Annotated in this window: 12 protein-coding genes and 1 pseudogene; 5 read left to right on the forward strand and 8 right to left on the reverse strand. The window is 65.0% G+C overall.

From position 1 onward, the window contains the following. Positions 1 to 39: 39 nt before the first annotated feature. From CH268_RS26890 to CH268_RS26905, 4 genes are all read right to left on the reverse strand, one after another. A complete protein-coding gene (locus CH268_RS26890; RefSeq protein ID WP_032364396.1) occupies positions 40 to 1,059 on the reverse strand; it encodes an AurF N-oxygenase family protein in 1,020 nt (339 codons plus the stop codon). A 91-nt stretch (positions 1,060 to 1,150) separates the two neighbouring features. Further along, positions 1,151 to 2,449 carry a T3SS (YopN, CesT) and YbjN peptide-binding chaperone 1 gene (locus CH268_RS26895; protein ID WP_094666380.1) on the reverse strand — a complete coding sequence of 433 codons (1,299 nt, stop codon included), beginning with the start codon at positions 2,447 to 2,449 and terminating at the stop codon, positions 1,151 to 1,153. A 91-nt stretch (positions 2,450 to 2,540) separates the two neighbouring features. Then, a complete protein-coding gene (locus tag CH268_RS26900) occupies positions 2,541 to 3,701 on the reverse strand; it encodes a hypothetical protein (RefSeq protein WP_094666381.1) in 1,161 nt (386 codons plus the stop codon). 48 nt (positions 3,702 to 3,749) lie between these two features. Next, positions 3,750 to 4,424 carry an NUDIX hydrolase gene (locus CH268_RS26905; protein ID WP_094666382.1) on the reverse strand — a complete coding sequence of 225 codons (675 nt, stop codon included), beginning with the start codon at positions 4,422 to 4,424 and terminating at the stop codon, positions 3,750 to 3,752. A 62-nt stretch (positions 4,425 to 4,486) separates the two neighbouring features. Here CH268_RS26905 and CH268_RS26910 point away from each other — a divergent pair, with 62 nt between their 5' ends. After that, entirely contained in the window at positions 4,487 to 5,413 is a 927-nt protein-coding gene (locus tag CH268_RS26910; protein ID WP_094666383.1) for an ADP-ribosylglycohydrolase family protein, read from the forward strand. Beyond that, a complete protein-coding gene (locus CH268_RS26915) occupies positions 5,410 to 5,919 on the forward strand; it encodes an O-acetyl-ADP-ribose deacetylase (RefSeq protein ID WP_094666384.1) in 510 nt (169 codons plus the stop codon). The genes CH268_RS26910 and CH268_RS26915 overlap by 4 nt, the downstream gene beginning before the upstream one ends. Here CH268_RS26915 and CH268_RS26920 read toward each other — a convergent pair. Together CH268_RS26920 and CH268_RS26925 are read right to left on the reverse strand one after the other, a co-directional pair. Then, positions 5,916 to 6,614: an excalibur calcium-binding domain-containing protein gene (locus CH268_RS26920; protein ID WP_094666410.1), complete on the reverse strand. Its 699-nt coding sequence runs from the start codon at positions 6,612 to 6,614 to the stop codon at positions 5,916 to 5,918. The two genes, CH268_RS26915 and CH268_RS26920, sit on opposite strands and share 4 nt — an antisense overlap. A 165-nt stretch (positions 6,615 to 6,779) precedes the next feature. After that, positions 6,780 to 7,130: a VOC family protein gene (locus CH268_RS26925; RefSeq protein ID WP_094666412.1), complete on the reverse strand. Its 351-nt coding sequence runs from the start codon at positions 7,128 to 7,130 to the stop codon at positions 6,780 to 6,782. A 149-nt stretch (positions 7,131 to 7,279) separates the two neighbouring features. On the opposite strand from CH268_RS26925, the gene recC reads away from it, so the two are divergent. From recC to recD, 3 genes are read left to right on the forward strand one after another with little or no spacing between them, the layout of a single operon-like run. Next, entirely contained in the window at positions 7,280 to 10,558 is a 3,279-nt protein-coding gene (recC, locus tag CH268_RS26930; RefSeq protein WP_094666386.1) for an exodeoxyribonuclease V subunit gamma, read from the forward strand. Continuing rightward, positions 10,555 to 13,887 (forward strand): UvrD-helicase domain-containing protein, encoded by a 3,333-nt coding sequence (locus CH268_RS26935; RefSeq protein WP_094666388.1) that lies wholly within the window; start codon positions 10,555 to 10,557, stop codon positions 13,885 to 13,887. The genes recC and CH268_RS26935 overlap by 4 nt, the downstream gene beginning before the upstream one ends. After that, entirely contained in the window at positions 13,884 to 15,746 is a 1,863-nt protein-coding gene (gene recD, locus CH268_RS26940) for an exodeoxyribonuclease V subunit alpha (RefSeq protein ID WP_094666390.1), read from the forward strand. The genes CH268_RS26935 and recD overlap by 4 nt, the downstream gene beginning before the upstream one ends. Before the next feature lie 4 nt (positions 15,747 to 15,750). On the opposite strand, the gene CH268_RS26945 is transcribed toward recD, so the two are convergent. Continuing rightward, on the reverse strand, positions 15,751 to 16,593 hold the full coding sequence (locus tag CH268_RS26945) for a TY-Chap domain-containing protein (protein WP_094666392.1): 843 nt from the start codon (positions 16,591 to 16,593) through the stop codon (positions 15,751 to 15,753). Positions 16,594 to 16,672: 79 nt separating this feature from the next. Beyond that, positions 16,673 to 17,815: pseudogene (locus CH268_RS26950) on the reverse strand (sulfite reductase subunit alpha); the annotation flags it as partial. Between the last annotated feature and the right edge of the window lie 92 nt (positions 17,816 to 17,907).

Raw genomic sequence — 17,907 nt, forward strand, 5'->3', positions numbered from 1 at the left:
CTGCTGTACGGATAACTGGCGCGTGGGGTGTCGAGAGGGCTATGCGGCGAACTGGCTGGAGCTGCGGTCCGGCTCACTACGGAAACGTGATGCCTTGCCGTCGATTCCGCACAGCTTCCACATCAGGCGAGCCGCCCGGTTCATCATTCCGGTATCGGTGGCCAGCATGCGCACATCACCGAAGTAGTCCTGCAGAGCGTGCTGCGACTGCTCGGTTCCCCAGAAGAGGTCCTTCTTGACGCTCTTCGGAATGTCGAACTTCGTCCAGAATTTCTTCGGCGGGATGACGATGACGTCGCACAGAATGCGCATCGTGACGGGGAAGGCCAGCGACAGCAGGAAGCGTCCGATCTTGGACATCTTGGGCACACGACGACGCAGGAGCTGGTGCGCGAAGGAGATGTGGCGAGCCTCCTCGGCCACGTGAATGGCCATCACGCTCTGCATGATCGGATGGATCTCTTCGCCGGAGCGAAGCACCGACTTCTGGATGTGGTCGATGGGTTCCTCGCCTGCGAGGACCCCGACGAAGAACAACTCGGGTAGCAGCGTCGCGAACAGGGGGATGAACGGCGAGAGCATCTTCATCGGTCGACTCATGCCGGGAGCGTCGGAACCCACCCGATTGACCATCTCCTGGAACATCAGGGTGTGGTTGCACTCTTCGATGGATTCGTGGGTGCAGTAGCGCGCCTCGGCCGAACCGTTGGGCAGCGAGAATACGTACTGCATCATGCCGCGGATCAGAATGTTCTCGAACTGCAGGCCGACCTTGGCGACATTGGCCTGACGCCACATACCGATCTCGATCTGCCTGTCCAGCGGCAGGGACTTGTACCAGTCATGACCCCCGATCGGGTCGGTCTTGGCGGGCAGTACCCAGCGGGGATCATTGGCGGGAACCGCGAACTTCTCGGATTCCCAGTCGATGTCGACGTAAGGATCGAAGTGTTTGTGCACCGAACCCTCGGACAGCAACGTGAGTGTTTCGTTGTACTGCTGCTCGTCCGTGGCGTCGATGTCCACCGAAACGGACGTGGTGCCGGTCGTCAGTGTCATGGCTTCTCCAAACGTGATGCGAACATGGAGTTAATGTAACCCCAGTTAACATGAAAGGGAAGCCCGTCGAAACTTTTCTGTTCGGATGGCGCTACTGATCGTCCGAACGCTCGTCGGACACCTCCGCGACTTCGTCGGTCTCGAACAGCTGCAGTTGGATCGCCGACGGATCGACCACAGGAGTGACCTGTTCGGGGGTGCTCCGCAGCACCTCCCGCAGGGCAGCCACTGCGCGGCCCCAGTTCGCGGCTTCGCGATCCGCCTCGTCCACATCGCAGTGTTCGTCGCCCAGGTCCGCGGCTACCGCCATGCCGCGCCACGATGCCTCCTGCTCGGCGCTGATGCGGAGATACGACACGACCACGTCACGGTCCGAAGAGCAGCACTCGAGGACGGTGCGTGGCTCGACAGCATCGGGCGAATCCGCGATCAGCTCTATCAACGCGAGCAGACCGTCCGGGAAGTCGTCACCTTCGAGGACCGGAGGGGTCGGTTCGCCGAGCCTGCCCCCGAAGTCCTCGGCGAACTTGTCGTCGACCTGCTCCCACACGTGCGAGAGCATCCGGACCGCCCACAGCAGGTGATCGGCCACGAACGGTGATCCGCTGACACGTACCTGGGCCACGATGCAGTCCTGGACGAGATGCAACATCACATCGGGAAGCTGCACGTTGAGATCGACCAGCAACTCGGCTGCACGGGTGCGACCGGTGACCGCGTGCACCAACGTCGAGTTGATCTCGACGACCGGCTCGGTGGATTTGACCGTGACGTACGCGGTGCCGTTGACGAATCTCAGTGGAATGTCGCCGTCGGGGTCGTGATCGGGTGGAAAGCCGAACCAGGGTTCGAGTGCACGGTCGACCAGTTGCTGCAGGTGGTCCTTCCCTTTCGGCTGCACGCACAGTGGAACGACTGTCGAGACGGGTTCGGTGGTGGCCTCGAAGCTCGGCACGTCGTAGCGTCCGGTGGCCCGCGAGCTCAGAAAGGACGGGTGCGGCAGGCCCCAGATATCGCGGAACACCGCGACCGTCTTCTTCGCCAGATCATCGGACCACGAACGATTGCGGTCGACGTGGGGTGGCGTCGGCTCGGAATCCCGAGACGTTCGAAAGCCCAACGCGTTCAGTGCTTCTCGCTGAGCGTCGGTGATGGCGCGACTACTGTGTAGGTGCTCGTTGGCGGGCAGCTCGCAGCGAACCATGTCGAGATCCCAGGCGTAGAACTGGACGCAGGCCGCGGTGTCCGGAACGCCGTCCGTGCTGTCGTATCGAGACTCGATCACCAAGGCGTCACCGTCGCGCATGGCGCTGACGTACTCGCCGAGCCGGCGCTGGAAGTGCATCCATGCCGAGTCGACGTCGAAGTCGAACTCGAGTGAATCGCTCATGTCGGCTCCTTACCCGAATCGCGCTGAGATAACGCGGCGTCGGTCACGCTAGCGGCGAGCACCGACAGAGTCTCGGCGCGCGCGAGTGCGTTCACGACGACGCCGAGTCCTCGAGCGGCTCGTGCGTCTCCTCGTCCAGCGCCCCGAAAGGGTGTGCCTCGGCCACGCCGTCCAGAACAGCGGGACGCAGCGCATGTGGAACCGCCAGGACCTCTTCGATCCGCACGAGAATGCCTTGCTCGATCAGAGATCGAACCCGGTGGTCGATCAGCTGCGCCGTCCGCAGGTCCTCACCTTCCAAATCGGCGTAGTCCTCGCCCTCGTTGTTCAGAGGCAGCTCGTCGGTCATCGCGGCCAGCAGGGTCTGAACCGCGAACGTGTTGGCCAGCGAACGGGACACGTCGGGGGCGTCGGCGTCTCCGGACAGCTGCACTCGGACGTGTTCGGCAACCAGCTCATGAACGGTCTCCGCCTCACGCTTGGCCAGAGACGGGGCGTTGTCGCCGAGCTTGGCCGTGTCGCCGTCGATCCGGACCAGTTCGGTCGCGATGGCCGTCGACCAGTAATCGACGGCTGCAACGTCCGAGGACTCGGTGAGTCCGGCGGGGTCGAGTGGAGCCGGGCCGACGGCGGTGCGGAGATGGACGTCGTCCGACACTGCCAGTCCGTCGGCGACGCGAGCAACGATGTCATCGAGCGCAGGCAATAGCGGCAGAGCCGAAATGGCCGCAAGCTCCTGGTCGAGCGAGACGTTCGGCAGATCGATGTCGTCTGCGTCGAGCATGTCGGGCTCGTCGCCCTCGAGGAAGTCGGAGAGGTCTTCCATGCAGTGTGCGTAGTCCTCGGGGTTGCCGTCCCACAGATCGGTCTCGTCGAGGAATGTCAAATACTGCAGTGACGTCAGAACGAGGTTCACTGCCGTGTCCTCGGCGGTCTCCGATTCCTCCTGCAGGATGCGCTCTGCAGCATCCACCAGCAGGTGCGCATCGGCGGGAATCCACGCGCTGGGGGAGAACCCGTGGCGCGCACCGGACAACTGGGTCAGTGTCGACGACACCAACCGTGAGATTGCCTCGGCCTGCTCCGACATCTCGCTCTCGTCGAGCCACTCGACGAAACCGTCGATCAGATCGCTGATCCGCTCGGATACGACACCGGTCGGTGCCGGCCGAGATTGCTGGTGACGCCGTTGCCGGGCCTTGGTCTTTTCTGCACGTTTCTGTCCGCGGTTGGCAGGCCGCTTCGATCCCATGGCTCGCAGCTTATCCGCTGACATGTCCGGTTTCGTCGCGTGACGCCTCTAGCCGCGAAGGAACGAGTCCGCAGAAGCGGCGAGTGCAGCATCGGGTGCCCGGCGATACAGCTCGGCCGGGCGACCGCCACCTGCCGTCGTCGTCCTGCTCGTTCCCTCGAGTGCGGTGATGACGTGGCGGCGAAACGTGTCTTTGGAGAACGCGCGATCGAAGACGATTTCGTACAGCGACCGCAGTTCGAGGAGCGTGAAGGTGGAATCCAGGAATCCTGCAGGGTCGATCTCTCGCGCGTAGCGAGCTCGTAGGTCCAGCACTGCCTCGGTGACCATCTCGCTGTGATCGAACGCCAGCGTCGAGCCCGGCTCCACACCGTCGATGGCGACCGATTCGGCTGTCGCAGGCAGTGATCGACTCGGTGTTGCTGCGCCGTGCGCCATCGACAGCACCCAACCGCGGTCGTCGCGGCCGGGCTCGTCGAAGAGCTTGAGCTGGTGGAACTGCAGATCGACGATGTTCGCCTTGGACTCGAGTGCGCGTTCGGCGGCTTCGGTCAGGGTTTCCGACGGGCGCAGAAATGTTCCGGGAAGCGCGATGCCCCGCTCCGAGGGCACGACAACGACCTGTAGCTGCTGTTCACGGACCGTCAGGACCGCGACATCGACCGCAACCGAAGGGCGCGGGTAATCGGTCAGAGCCTTGCCGTCTCGGTCCGTCCACGTCATGGGTTGCAGCTTAGCGCAAGTCTGATCTATTGTTAGATCAACAACGATCTAAGGGGTAGCGAATGAACTTGACCGACAATCAGCGGGATCGGGCGCGTGGGGTACTGCTCGGCACTGCAGTGGGCGATGCGTTGGGCGCGGGGTACGAATTCGGATATCCGACGCACGAGACCGCCATTGCGATGATCGGCGGCGGCGCGTTCGACTGGGCCCCGGGGGAATGGACCGATGACACGTCGATGGCACTGTGCGTTGCGAGCGCTCTCGAGATCGGCGGAGACGTCGACGAGGTGGCAGCGAACTTCCGCGCCTGGTTCGCGGTGAATCCTCCCGACGTCGGCAATCAGACCCGGAAAGTGCTGTCGCAGAGAGCGAGCACCGGATCGGAGATGGCCGCGGTCGCGGCGTCGCTGACCGGCCGGACCGGTGGAAACGGCTCGTTGATGCGGACCGCGCCCGTCGCGCTGGCCCATCTCGACGACGTGACCGGATGCCGGGCTGCTGCGGAGCGGATCAGCGCGCTGACCCACTCCGATCCTCGTGCCGGTCAGGCATGTCAACTGTGGTCGCACGCGATCCGGCACGCGGTGCTACACGGAACGTACGACGGTATCGCCGACTTCCTGCGCCACGAAGAACCCGATGTCCGGGACTTCTGGCAGCCGCTGCTCGACAGCGCTCAGGAGGACGAGCCGACCGACTTCCCGAAGAACGGTTGGGTCGTGCACGCGCTCCAAACGGCCCGGTGGGCGATACATCGCGCGGCAGACGCATCGTTGCCCCTTCCCGCCGCGCTCGAACTGTGTGTCCGAGCAGGCGGGGACACCGACACCACCGCCGCGATCGCAGGCGGACTTCTCGGTGCACGGTGGGGCGCGTCGGCGGTCCCGACGCAGTGGCGCGAGCTGGTCCACGGCTACCCGGGGCTGCGCGCCGACGACCTCGATCGCATCGCCATCGCGATCGCCGAGAGAAAGGACGACGCATGACGATCATCGACGTAGTGCACGGTGATATCACCGAGGTGGCCGCAGACGCGATCGTCAATGCGGCCGACACCCGACTCCTCGGCGGTGGCGGGGTGGACGGCGCGCTGCATCGGGCCGGAGGCCCCACGATCCTCGCGGAATGCAAGGCGTTGCGGGCCACCACCTTGCCCCACGGCCTCGACACCGGTGCCGCTGTGGCCACCACCGCAGGCAGGTTGCGCGCCAGTTGCGTGATCCACACCGTCGGCCCGCGCTATTCGAAGAACGAAGACAGATCCGAACTACTACGCCTGTGCTACCAGCGCAGCCTGGCGCTGGCGGCGTCGATGAATCTGAAATCCATCGCCTTTCCGCTCATTTCGGCCGGGTCCTACGGTTGGCCAATGCACGACGCCATCACCCAACAGGTCGTTGCCGTCAAGGCAGCGCGGGCATCCGTGGACCTCGTCATGCTGGTCGCATACTCCCGCGAGGCTGCCGAGCTGACACAGCGGATGGTGAATTAGTTCTCGCAGCCGACCCCGTCCCCGTCGCGGTCGAGTTTGCTCGCGTATCCCGGGTCGCCGGCGTAGATAGGGGCTGCGCCTGCTGCACGCACCGCGGAGCAGTTTGCGTAGTAGACGCTCTCCGGCACCGCTGCCAACGGCGCGGGAACGGTGTAGACGGGCTCGGGTGTGTATACCGGCTCCGGGATGTAGACAGGTTCGGGAATGTAGACGGGCTCGGGATCGGGGATGTACTCCGACGTCGTCGGTATTTCCACGATCGCGGCGACGGGCTCTGTTGTGGGTGCGGCCGTGGTCGTCGTGGTCGGTGCCGGTGTGGTGGTCGTCGGACGTGCGGAGGTCGTCGTCACGGTGGGTAGCGCGGGCACGGCCGCGACCGGGGTGACGGCCACCTTCTCGGGTTCGGTCGATCCCGTCATTCCCATGACGATCATTGCCGGAAGAACAGCGATCGCCGGTACGGCCCAACCCTTGCGTCCACGCTCGGGGGACAACCGCAGATACGCGATGCCCGAGGCGACCATCAACGCTCCGACGAGTATTGCACCGAATTCGAACGATGCGATCGCTCCGATCAAGAAGACGGCACCGAAAATGATTGCGCCACAAGCAATGATCACACCGATGAGAGGGCGTCGAGAAGGAGCTGGCTCGGGTGCGGGGCGCTGGAACGGTGGTGGGTAGGCACTGGTCATGTCGGATCGTCCTCGGGTCACGGGGTTGTCGGTGTCGCGGCGAAGGGTGTCCGCGAGACGGGAGCAACCCCACGTTCTTCCGAACCGGGCGGTCGCATTTCCTTCCACCATGTCGCACCGCGTGCGAGCGTCGTTACACCTCGAGCCGAGACGGCACGCCCCGGCTCAGTAGTGCTCGCGAAAACCGCCGATAGCGGTGATGGAATTGCCGTCGGGATCCGTGGCCGTGGACAGCCGAACGCCCTTGTTCGCTTCGACGATGTCGGCGAAGTCGATTCCGCGCGAGTGGGCCGCCGACACGAACGGTTCGAGGTCGTCGACCGCCACATTGACCAGCGACGAGCCTGCACGCTCGGAATCGACGGTCACCTGCACCCATGCTCCGGGAGCTGCCTGCCACTCCACCAGTGTCGACATCGGATTGTTGTCCGCCCGGCGGTCGAACAACTTCTCGTACCAGGCGTTCGCGATATCGATGTCCCGGACCGCCACGACCGCGAAAATGTGTCTGAACATGTCGTTCTCCTCCGTTGCTGTCGGGTTCTGCACATACGGACCGGTGCCGAGGGCTCGACTCACCGGACAGAACTTGTCGGTGGCTCGAGTAGGGTCGTCACCAGTCCGAATTCGGGCGTTCTCAGACGAGCAGGCAGGGGACTTCGACCGTGTTGACGCTCCACCGCGCCGAACGTGCAGGAACGCTCGCTGCAGCCCTCGCCGATGTTCTGTCGGAGCCGTTGCCCGATGCCTTCGTGCCCGAAATCGTGTCGGTGCCGGCAAGAGGTGTCGAGCGGTGGCTCACCCAACGTCTGTCGAGCGTCCTGGGCGCTCCCGACGGTGATGGAATAGCCGCGAACATCGAGTTTCCGAGCCCGGCGAGGTTGGTCGCGCGCACCATCTCCGAGGTCGACGGCATCGATCCCGACGACGACCCGTGGTCTCACAATCGAGTGCTGTGGACCGCGCTGTCGGTGATCGACGACTGTCGCACCGAACCTTGGGCCGCGGTGCTCTCCAAACATCTGGGTTCGGGGTCGGACGATCATCGGGTAGGGCGCCGCTGGTCGACGGCCGCGCACATCGCGGAGCTGTTCCGCGCCTATGGATCTCAGCGACCGCAGATGCTGCGCGACTGGCGCGCCGGACGATTCACCGACGGGCTCGGCCAGGAACTGGACGACGACCTGACGTGGCAACCGCGGATATGGAGCCTGGTACGCGAGCGGATCGGCAGTCCGAGTCCCGCCGAGCGCCTTCCCGATACGTGTTCGACACTGCGATCGGAACCGAGCGCGGTGGACCTACCGTCCAGGTTGTCGGTATTCGGTCCGACTCGGCTGACCGCCGACCAACTCGACATCCTGCACGCGCTCGCGCACCACCGCGACGTCCACATCTGGATCCCACACCCCAGCCCGTCGATGTGGGCCACACTCGCCGACATCCCGGCGGCCACCCGACGGCGCGACGACGTGACCGCTCTGGCCGTCGAGCACCCGCTGCTGGCGAGTCTGTCGCGCGACGTGCGGGAACTGCAGGCAACCATCGGCTCGATCACCGATCACACCGTGCACCACGAAGGGCCCGAACCAACGCGGACCTTGCTCGGAACGATCCAATCCGACATCGCCGGCGACGAAGTGCCCTCCCACGCAACGACGGACGGCGATCCGGCGCTCGCAGACGGCACCGTGCAGATTCACGCATGTCATGGGCCTGCCCGCCAGGTCGAGGTGCTGCGCGAGTCTCTGCTGCATCTGTTCACCGACGACCCGACTCTCGAACCCCGTGACGTGCTCGTCATGTGCCCGGACGTCGAGACCTATGCGCCGCTGATCCGTGCCAATTTCGGCCAGGCCACATTGGTGCATCCCGGTCATCGACTGCGGGTCCGGCTCGCCGATCGGGGCCTGCGTCGCACCAATCCGGTACTGGATGTGGTGGCGACGGTGCTCGACTTTTCCGAGGGGCGAGTGACGGCCAGCGAACTACTCGATTTCGCGGCGAGCGGCCCGGTGCGGCAGAAGTTCTCGTTCACCGACGACGACCTCGAACGCCTCCGCGAATGGGTCGCCACGTCCGGAGCCCGCTGGGGTTTGACGGTACGACAACGAGAATCCTTCGGTTTGAACAACTTTCGGCAGAACACCTTCAAGTCCGCACTCGACCGTATCCTCCTCGGGGTAGCGGCGGACGAGAGTGGGAACGACTATCTCGACCTCGCGCTGCCCCTCGACGACGTGGACAGTAACGACATCGGACTTGCGGGCCGATTCGCCGAGCTGGTCGACCGGCTCGCCTCGGTACTACGGGCGCTGTCCGGGCGCGCCCCGGTGACCGAATGGACGCGGCAGCTCGGCCGCACCCTCGATCTGCTCGCCGACGTGCCCACCGCCGACGAATGGCAACTGGCGCAAGCGCATCGCGAGATCGCCGAAGCCACCGAGCACGGCGACACCGCCGAGTTGCGGCTGGCGGATGTGCGCGCCATGCTCGGTGGCCGGCTCACCGGCCGCCCCACCCGAGCGAACTTTCGCACCGGAGAGCTCACCGTGTGCACGATGGTGCCGATGCGATCGGTCCCGCACCGCGTCGTGATCCTTCTCGGTCTCGACGACGAGGTGTTTCCCCGCGTCGGCAGCCTCGACGGAGACGACGTCCTCGCACGAGACCCGGCCGTCGGCGAACGCGACATCCGCAGCGAGGACCGACAGCTACTGCTCGACGCCGTGATGTCCGCCGAAGAAAAGCTACTGCTCTTCTACACCGGTGCCGACCCCGTCGACGGATCGACCAAGCCGCCCGCGATCCCACTGCGCGAGTTGATGGACGTTCTCGACGTGACCGCCGGCCGTAGCGTCGAACACCGGCATCCACTGCAGCCCTTCGATCCTCGGAATTTCGAGGCCCGACACCCGTTCAGCTTCGACACGGTGGCGTTGGCGGGCGCAGTGTCTCAGCAGCGACCGTCCGTACCGGTGCCGTTGTTCTTGCCAGATGCATTGCCCCCAGCGAATTCGGGCGACGTGGAACTCGCCGACGTGATCGCGTTCGTGGAGAATCCGGTTCAGGCATTTCTGCGTCAACGTCTCGGGTTTCGAGTTCCCGAGCTCGAAGACGATCTGGCGGACAGTCTCGACATCGAACTGGATCCGTTGTCTCGGTGGAACATCGGCGATCGGATGTTGGCAGCGGTGCTGGCCGGCACGGACATCGGCGAATTCGCCGACGCCGAGTGGCGGCGGGGCACGTTGCCTCCGTTTCATCAAGGTCGACGCGAGATGTCCGACATCCGCCGAGTCGTCGGAATCATCGCCGACGCGGCCGCGCCGTTTCACGTAGGCCCGGCCGAGACCACCGACATCGTGGTCGATCTCGGTGATGGGCGACGTCTGACCGGTACCGTCACCGGCATTCACGACCGGACACTCGTGCGTTCGTCCTATTCACGGCTGGCGGCCAAGCACAGGCTCGCGGCGTGGGTGCGTCTGCTGGCGGTGGCAGCGTCCGAGCCGGGGGAGTGGAGCGCGGTCACCATCGGGCGCGCCAGCGGAATGCGTCCGCCTCGCCGGTCCCGCCTGACGACCCCTCCGAATCCCCTCGCGGTACTCCGCGACGTGGTGGACCTGCGGGATCGCGGATTGGTTGCGCCGCTGCCGATCTCGACCGGGACAGCAGCTGCCTACGCGGAGAAGCGGTTCGGCGGCGGATCGATCGAGGACGGTTACGAATCTGCCGGTTGGGCGTGGCGCGGCGATTTCGGTGACGGCACCGACCGATCGTTGCGATACGTGCACGGCCCGTCGCTCTCGTTCGGAACGTTGCTCGATCCGAGCCCTCTCGACGACGAGACCGACCCCGCGAACGAGCAGAGCCGCTTCGGAGTTCTCTCCCGCCGGTTGTGGGATCCATTGCTGACCGCAGAGAACATGGGGAACGCATGACCGCCGCACGCGGATTCGACCTCCTCGGTCCGATGCCGACCGGGACGACCGTGCTCGAGGCCAGCGCCGGAACGGGCAAGACGTACGCGATCGTCGGACTTGCGGCGCGGTACATCGCCGAAGGACTGGCCGAGATCTCGGATCTACTGCTGGTGACGTTCAGTCGCGCCGCGACCCAGGAACTGCGCGATCGCACCCGCAGCCGGTTCGCGTCGATCGCCCGAGACCTCGGTGATCCGGACTCTGCGCGTGGTGCGCGCGACCCTCTCGTCGCCTTTCTCGCCGCGGCAGACGACGAGGAAGTGGACAGGCGGCGCCGGCGACTGCGTAAAGCGCTGTCGGACTTCGACGCCGGGACGATCGTCACCACGCACAGCTTCTGCCAACGCATGCTCGACGGGCTGGGTATCGCGGGTGAGCGCGAACCCGAATCCACGTTCGTCGAGTCGGTGTCGGATCTGCTCGAGCAGGTGGTCGACGATCTGTATCTGCAGATGTTCAGCGGCGACGACGAGGCACCACCGTTCGGGCGACGCGACGCCCAACAACTGGCCGCGGCAGCCGTCGGAGATCAACAGTCGATCCTGTACCCCGACATCGACGACCTCGACGGTGACGACGGCAACCGGGAAGCCGCCCTGCGGGTGCAGTTCGCTCGGGAGGCCCGCCGTGAGGTCGAGCGTCGCAAACGTCTTCTCGGCATCCGCGACTACAACGATCTACTCGGACTGCTGCACTCGGTGTTGTCCGATCCCGTGCACGGGGAGGCAGCATGCGCGCGCGTGCGAGACCGGTTCCGTGTCGTGTTGATCGACGAATTCCAGGACACCGACCCCATGCAGTGGGACATCCTGCGCCGGGCCTTTCACGGCTACACGACTTTGATCCTCGTCGGAGATCCGAAGCAGGCCATCTACGCTTTCCGCGGTGCCGAAGTGCTGAGTTATCTGGATGCGGTGCAGTCGGCCGATCATCTGTACGAGCTGACGGCGAACTGGCGTAGCGACTCCGGGCTCCTCGACGCGTTGGACCATCTCTACGGAGGTGCCGCCCTCGGACACGACGACATCGTCGTCCATCGCGTCGAAGCGCGGAACCCGTTCTCGCGCATGACAGGACATCCTCCGTTGCGGCTGCGCTATCTGCCCCGAACCGGAGCAGGACCGTTGCGTTCGGGATTTCCGGCGGTGGATCGACTCCGCTCTCGGGTGGCTGCAGATGTGGCGGCCGAGATCGTGACGCTCCTGTCCGGGAACGCCGTCATGGACCGGCCGGACGGGCCGAGGACGGTCGAACCGCGGGACATCGCGGTGTTGACTCGCACGACCAAACAGGTTGCGCTGATTCGAGATGCGCTCGACGCAGTGGGTGTGCCGTCGGTGGTGTCGAGCAGCACCAGCGTCTTCGGCACCGACAGTGCTCGACACTGGTTGTGGCTACTGCAAGCGATCGAACAACCGCACCGCACCGACCGCGTCAGACTCGCAGCCCTGACACCTTTGCTCGGTTGGACTGCCGCCCAACTCGATTCCGGGGCCGAGGACGCTCTGTCGCAGGTGAGCAGCCGGCTGCGTGAGTACTCCGTGCTGTTCGACGAGGCGGGTTTCGCGGCAGTGTTCGAGCGGATGTCGGCGCAGTCGGGTCTCGATGCTCGGTTGCTCGCGGTCGAGGCGGGGGAGCGCACGATGACCGACCTGCGGCACATCGCCCAACTGCTCAATCGCGCAGCGGTATCCGAATCGTACGGAATCACCGCTCTCACTCGGTGGCTCACCGATCGAATCAAGGAGCCGACAGCCGGCGGTTCCACCGATCGCAGTCGCCGGCTCGACAGTGACTCGGCGGCAGTGCAGATCATGACAACGCACGGGAGCAAGGGGCTGGAATTTCCCGTCGTCTACCTTCCGTACGCCTGGGACACGCTCTACTTCAGCTCACCGTCGACCCTGCTGCTGCACGAGGACGGCCATCGCATCCGGGACGTCGGCGGTCCCTCCGGGGCCGGCTACGCAGCACGAAAGCTTGTCAACGATCGTGAAGAAGCCGGAGAAGAACTACGGCTGCTGTACGTGGGACTCACCAGAGCCCAGTGCCAGGTGGTGTTGTGGTGGGCACCGGGACGCAACACTGCTACGTCGTCGTTGCACCGCATGCTGTTCGGCCGCATTCCGGGGATTGCGCAGCCGGAGCCGTCGTACAAGGTGCTCGACGACGCCACTACCGCCAACCGCGTGCAATCCTGGGTCGGTCCGTCAGCGGATCTGATCTCGATCGAGGCAGTCGGCCCCACACCACCCTCGGATCAGCAGTGGGTTCGACCCGAGGAGGAACACCGCGACGTCACTGCCGCTCGCTTCGGGCGTGCTCTGGATTTGCTGTGGCGTCGAACGTCCTACTCGGCCTTGACGGCTCACGCGCACGATGCGTCGCCCGTCGAGCCGGAGGTGGGGGTGACCAGTGAGGCCGAGAGGCCCGAGAAAGCGGATGAGCCTGTCGAACCTCCGCTGGGAAGCGCGAACCCGGACGAGTCCGTGGACGGGATCGCGTCACCGATGAACGGAATGCCGGCCGGTGCCGCATTCGGAACGCTGGTGCACGAGGCCCTCGAACACGTCGATACCTCCGCAGCCGATCTACTGTCCGAACTCGAGCAACGCTGCAGAGCTGCCGTTGCCTCACGGATGGCAGATGTCGATCCGACGGCTCTGGCAGCCGCCCTGTTGCCGGTGATGCAGACACCGCTGGGCTTCGGGACGCTGGCCGACATCGCGCCGAACGACCACCTGGCCGAGCTGGATTTCGAACTGCCTTTGGCCGGAGGCGACGACCCGGTGGACTCGAGCGTGACTCTGACATCGGTTGCGCAGCTGCTGCGTCGACATCTCGACCCGGCGGATGTCCTCGCGGACTACGCCGATCTGCTCGATTCAGTGCAAGCCACCCCACTGCGCGGCTTTCTCACCGGAAGTATCGACTCCGTTCTTCGGGTACCCGGCCCTCGCTACATCGTGGTCGACTACAAGACCAACCGCCTGGCCCGAGGCGATCTGACGACCGGTAATTTCACGCGCGAGAAGATGGCGCAGGAGATGATGCGATCGCACTATCCGCTGCAGGCCATTCTGTATGCCGTTGCGTTGCACAGATATTTGCGATGGCGGCAACCGAACTACCGGCCGGAGACGCATCTCGGCGGAGTACGGTACCTGTTCGTTCGGGGCATGGTGGGGCCGCAGACTCCGGCCGGCTGCGGTGTGTTCGACTGGGATCCGCCCGCGGCACTGGTGGTCGAGTTGTCGGATCTGCTCGCCGGAAAGGTACAACGATGACGAGTGTCTCGACGGCGCTGCGAGGCAGCGGAATTCTGCGGTCCTTCAACGACGCCGGTGTACTGACAGCGGCCGACGTGCACGTGGCGTTGCGGCTCGGTGCCCTGGCCGGGGAAGCCTCCGAACTGGTGCTGCTCGCCACGGCTCTGACGGTGCGCGCAGTGCGATCCGGATCGATATGTCTGGACCTGCAGCGCCTGCGGGATGTGACGGTGGACGAGGAATCGGACGTGGATCCGAGCCTTCTTCCCTGGCCCGATCTGTCCGACGTTCTCGACGGGTTGGCGGTCAGCCCGCTCGTGGTCGGCAGCGTCAATGGGCCGCTGACGCCGCTGAAGCTGGTGCGCACCGACCTGGGTGAACTGCTGTACCTGGATCGATATCACTTGCAGGAGAACACAGTTCGAGGAATACTCGACGCTCGATCGCAGTCGCACCCCGTCGTCGACGGTGCAAAGATCGACCGTGCGTTGGCCGAATTGTTCATCGACGAATCCGGCGCACCCACCACCCCTCCCGATCGACAACGCATTGCAGCAGCCCTGGCGGCGACGCACTGGACCACTGTCATAGCCGGCGGGCCGGGCACCGGTAAGACCCACACGGTGGCTCGGATTCTGGCGCTGTTGGTTCGAGAACACGGCAGCGATGTGAGAATCGGTCTTGCCGCCCCCACCGGCAAGGCTGCCGCCCGTCTGCAGGAGTCGGTGGCCGAGCAAGCGGGACTGCTGGGTCTCCCGGCAGAACTGAAAGCAATGACTCTGCATCGCCTGCTGGGGTGGAAACCGGGCAGCAAGACGAGGTTTCGTCACGACTCCCACAATCGACTGCCCTACGACGTGGTGGTCGTCGACGAGACGTCGATGGTGTCGTTGACGATGATGTGTCGCCTGCTCGAAGCAGTTCGACCGGAATCGCGGTTGATACTCGTGGGCGATCCCGATCAGTTGACGTCCGTCGACGCCGGAGCAGTGTTGGCCGACCTCGTCGCACGGCCGGTCACCGGCACCGAGAACCCTGTGTTGGCGCACCTGGTCGACGCGGATTTCGACGCAGCCGAGGATCCGGACGAGGCGGCGCTCAGTGCGTTCGAGCGAGACAGGTTGCGCGGCGGAGTGGTTCGGCTCAGCCGCGGTCGACGATTCGGTGGCGCGATCGCCCGTCTGGCCGTCGCAGTTCGAGACGGCCGCGGTGACGAGGTGATGAAACTACTCGAATCCGGTGACGACCAGATCTCGTTCCATGCACCCGAGGACACCGACGCATTGCGGGCCGACGTGGTCGACACCGCCGCCGAGGTCACAGCGGCGGCAACCCGCGGTGACGCCGCCGCCGCGCTGCTGGGACTGGAGAAGCATCGACTTCTGTGCGCGCACCGTGAGGGGCGGTGGGGCGTTGCGCTGTGGGATCGGCTGGCACTCGAGTGGGTGGGAGAAGCGAACAAGGCCTTCCTCGACCCCGCCTACTGGTACCCCGGTCAGCCGCTGCTGGTGACGGCCAACGATCACGAAGCGCGAATCTACAACGGAGACACGGGTGTTGTGGTGTCGGGTGAGAACGGAACTCCGATGGCTGCTTTCGCGCGGGGTCGCGGCCACGTTCTCATTCACCCGAACGTCCTCTCTGCCGTCCAGACCGTGTACGCGATGACGATTCACCGGAGCCAGGGCAGCCAGTACGACACCGTGTCGGTTCTGTTGCCCGCCGAGGCATCGACTCTGCTCACTCGCGAGTTGCTCTACACCGCGATCACCCGTGCGCGGTCGCATGTACGGGTGATCGGCACCGAGGAGGCCATCCGAGCCGGAGTCGAACGGCAGGTCCTGCGGGCCAGCGGTTTGCGTCGAAGGATTCTGTAGCAGTTCAGCGACAGGCGTGCCGGTCCGATCCGGCTGCAGCTGCGATACTGCGGGCAACCAACAGCCAGGTTCGGGCCAGTCCCGTCCACACCGCGATCGAGGGCCTTGTTCCCTCGGCTGCGCTGCGGTCGGAGTGTGCGGCCGCCGAGCGATGCAGGGCGAGCGCGTGCACACCGAGTTCGTCGATGTCCGCCCCCACGCACACCGAGTGCACTGTTTGCGCGTCGACCTTTCGACCGGTCAATTGGCACAGAGTATGCAGTGATCGCAGTTCGTCGGGAACGTCGGTGATGTCGGACGGGGGATCGGTCGGTGTCGAGTCGACACGACCTTCCTGGGCAGTGCTGGATCGGGCGCCGATGATTCCGCGCTGGAGGTCGATCGGTCCCGAGGCGGCTCCGTCTGCGGCGACGCCCCACACGCTGAGAAACGACGGGTGGGGCACGTTCCACAGCTCGCGGAACGCCCGGGTCACCATCTCGGCGACGAGAGCAGCGTCGGCCCTCGAATCCGTTCGGGTGAGATCGATGACCGACCCGTCTGCGACGGGCTTGCCGCGGTCCAGCCACCCGAAGTCGAGCAACTGAACGTCGAGGGTGACCGACTCGGGTGCCTGTGGATACAGCAGGGAGGGCAGCGACGCGATCGACACCAGAGCCCCGTCTCGAGTTGCTGCGATGTCGATGTACGGCCGGAGCCCACGCTCGCCGGGGCTGGCCTGCGCGGCCGTGACAGTGATGTAGTCCCGCGTCGGCAGCGACCGCAGGTGCGCGTGCAGATTCTCGGTGAACGTGCCCCATGCACGCGCGGTGGTGGAGTCGAAATGGTCGTTCTGCACTGCGTTCACGGTGCACACCCTCTACTCGGACGAGAACTTCATTGCTGTGCCCGTGACGGTAGCGAGGGGGTCCGACAAGAACGGCCCGTCAGTAGACGTCGCGCAGATAGCGCTTGGCGCGCTTGAGGTCGTTCACGTAGTCCTCCGCGGCGTCGGAGGAGCGCCCACCGTGTTCGGCGACGACCTCGTGGAGTGCCTCGTCGACTCCCTGCGCCATGCGTGACGCGTCTCCGCAGACGTAGATCTGTGCGCCTTCTTCGAGCCAGCCGTACAGCTGCTTTCCGGCCTCGCGCATGCGGTGCTGCACATAGATCTTCTCGAACTGGTCACGCGAGAACGCCAGATCCAGCCTGGTCAACAGACCGTCACGCTCGAAGTCCGTGAGTTCGTCCTCGTAGAGGAAGTCGCTCGCTCGATGTTGGTCTCCGAAGAACAGCCAGTTTCGGCCCGATGCACCGCGAGCCCGACGTTCGTGCAGAAACGCACGGAACGGTGCTACTCCGGTGCCCGGACCGATCATGATGATCGGAGTGTCGTCGGAAGGGAGTCGGAACGACTTGTTGGCCGAGAGAAACACTCCCGCTTCCTGCGCGTTGCCGACGCGATCTGCCAGGTACGTCGAGCACACCCCGCCGCGATCTCGCTCGGCCGATCGGTATCTCACGGTCGACACGGTGAGGTGAACGCTTCCTTCGTGCGCTGTCGGCGACGACGAGATCGAATAGACGCGGTGCTGCAGGGGACGGAGCAGGCCCAGGAATTCGGCGGGGTCGAGAGCACCCGACCGATCGAGGTCGAGAACGTCGACGACGTCGCGTCCCCATGTCCACGCGTCGAACGACGCCCGGTCGCCGTTCTGCAGCACGTGGTCCAGTTCGGCGTCACCGGCCCGCTCGGCGATGGCTTCTATCAGGTCCATCGACGGTATGCCGATTTCGTATTCGGTGGTCAGGGCCTGGGCGAGGCTGATTTCTCCGGACTTGGTGTGGACGGCCGTGTCTGCGGGGACACCGAGACGGTCGATCACGGCCGAGACCAGTGCGGCGTCGTTGACGGGTTTGACGCCGAATCCGTCTCCCGCCTCGTAGGTGATTCCGCTGTCACCGAGGTCGATCGAGAAGTGTCGTACTTCTTTCGCAGAGGTGGGACCGGACAGCAATCGGTTGCTCGACACCTGCGCGCGGTACGGATTCTTCCGATTCCACGGTGACCGCTTCGATGCTGTTCGGGTGGTGCCGAGGTCGCCGGTTCGAGCGTCGATGTCCTGTACCTACCTTGCCGTAGCTGTCGTGATCGGTCGAATGTCGAGAGTTCGAGAACCCC

It is taken from the genome of Rhodococcus sp. 06-1460-1B (assembly GCF_002258475.1).
Lineage (GTDB): Bacteria > Actinomycetota > Actinomycetes > Mycobacteriales > Mycobacteriaceae > Rhodococcoides > Rhodococcoides fascians.

Bases quoted from the DNA above. Each gene is read 5' to 3' on its own strand.
- CH268_RS26890 (WP_032364396.1), bottom strand. From the start codon at position 1,059: ATGACACTGACGACCGGCACCACGTCCGTTTCGGTGGACATCGACGCC.
- CH268_RS26900 (WP_094666381.1), bottom strand. From the start codon at position 3,701: ATGGGATCGAAGCGGCCTGCCAACCGCGGACAGAAACGTGCAGAAAAG.
- CH268_RS26925 (WP_094666412.1), bottom strand. From the start codon at position 7,130: ATGTTCAGACACATTTTCGCGGTCGTGGCGGTCCGGGACATCGATATC.
- recD (WP_094666390.1), top strand. From the start codon at position 13,884: ATGACGAGTGTCTCGACGGCGCTGCGAGGCAGCGGAATTCTGCGGTCC.
- CH268_RS26920 (WP_094666410.1), bottom strand. From the start codon at position 6,614: ATGACCAGTGCCTACCCACCACCGTTCCAGCGCCCCGCACCCGAGCCA.
- CH268_RS26935 (WP_094666388.1), top strand. From the start codon at position 10,555: ATGACCGCCGCACGCGGATTCGACCTCCTCGGTCCGATGCCGACCGGG.
- CH268_RS26910 (WP_094666383.1), top strand. From the start codon at position 4,487: ATGAACTTGACCGACAATCAGCGGGATCGGGCGCGTGGGGTACTGCTC.
- CH268_RS26895 (WP_094666380.1), bottom strand. From the start codon at position 2,449: ATGAGCGATTCACTCGAGTTCGACTTCGACGTCGACTCGGCATGGATG.
- CH268_RS26905 (WP_094666382.1), bottom strand. From the start codon at position 4,424: ATGACGTGGACGGACCGAGACGGCAAGGCTCTGACCGATTACCCGCGC.
- CH268_RS26915 (WP_094666384.1), top strand. From the start codon at position 5,410: ATGACGATCATCGACGTAGTGCACGGTGATATCACCGAGGTGGCCGCA.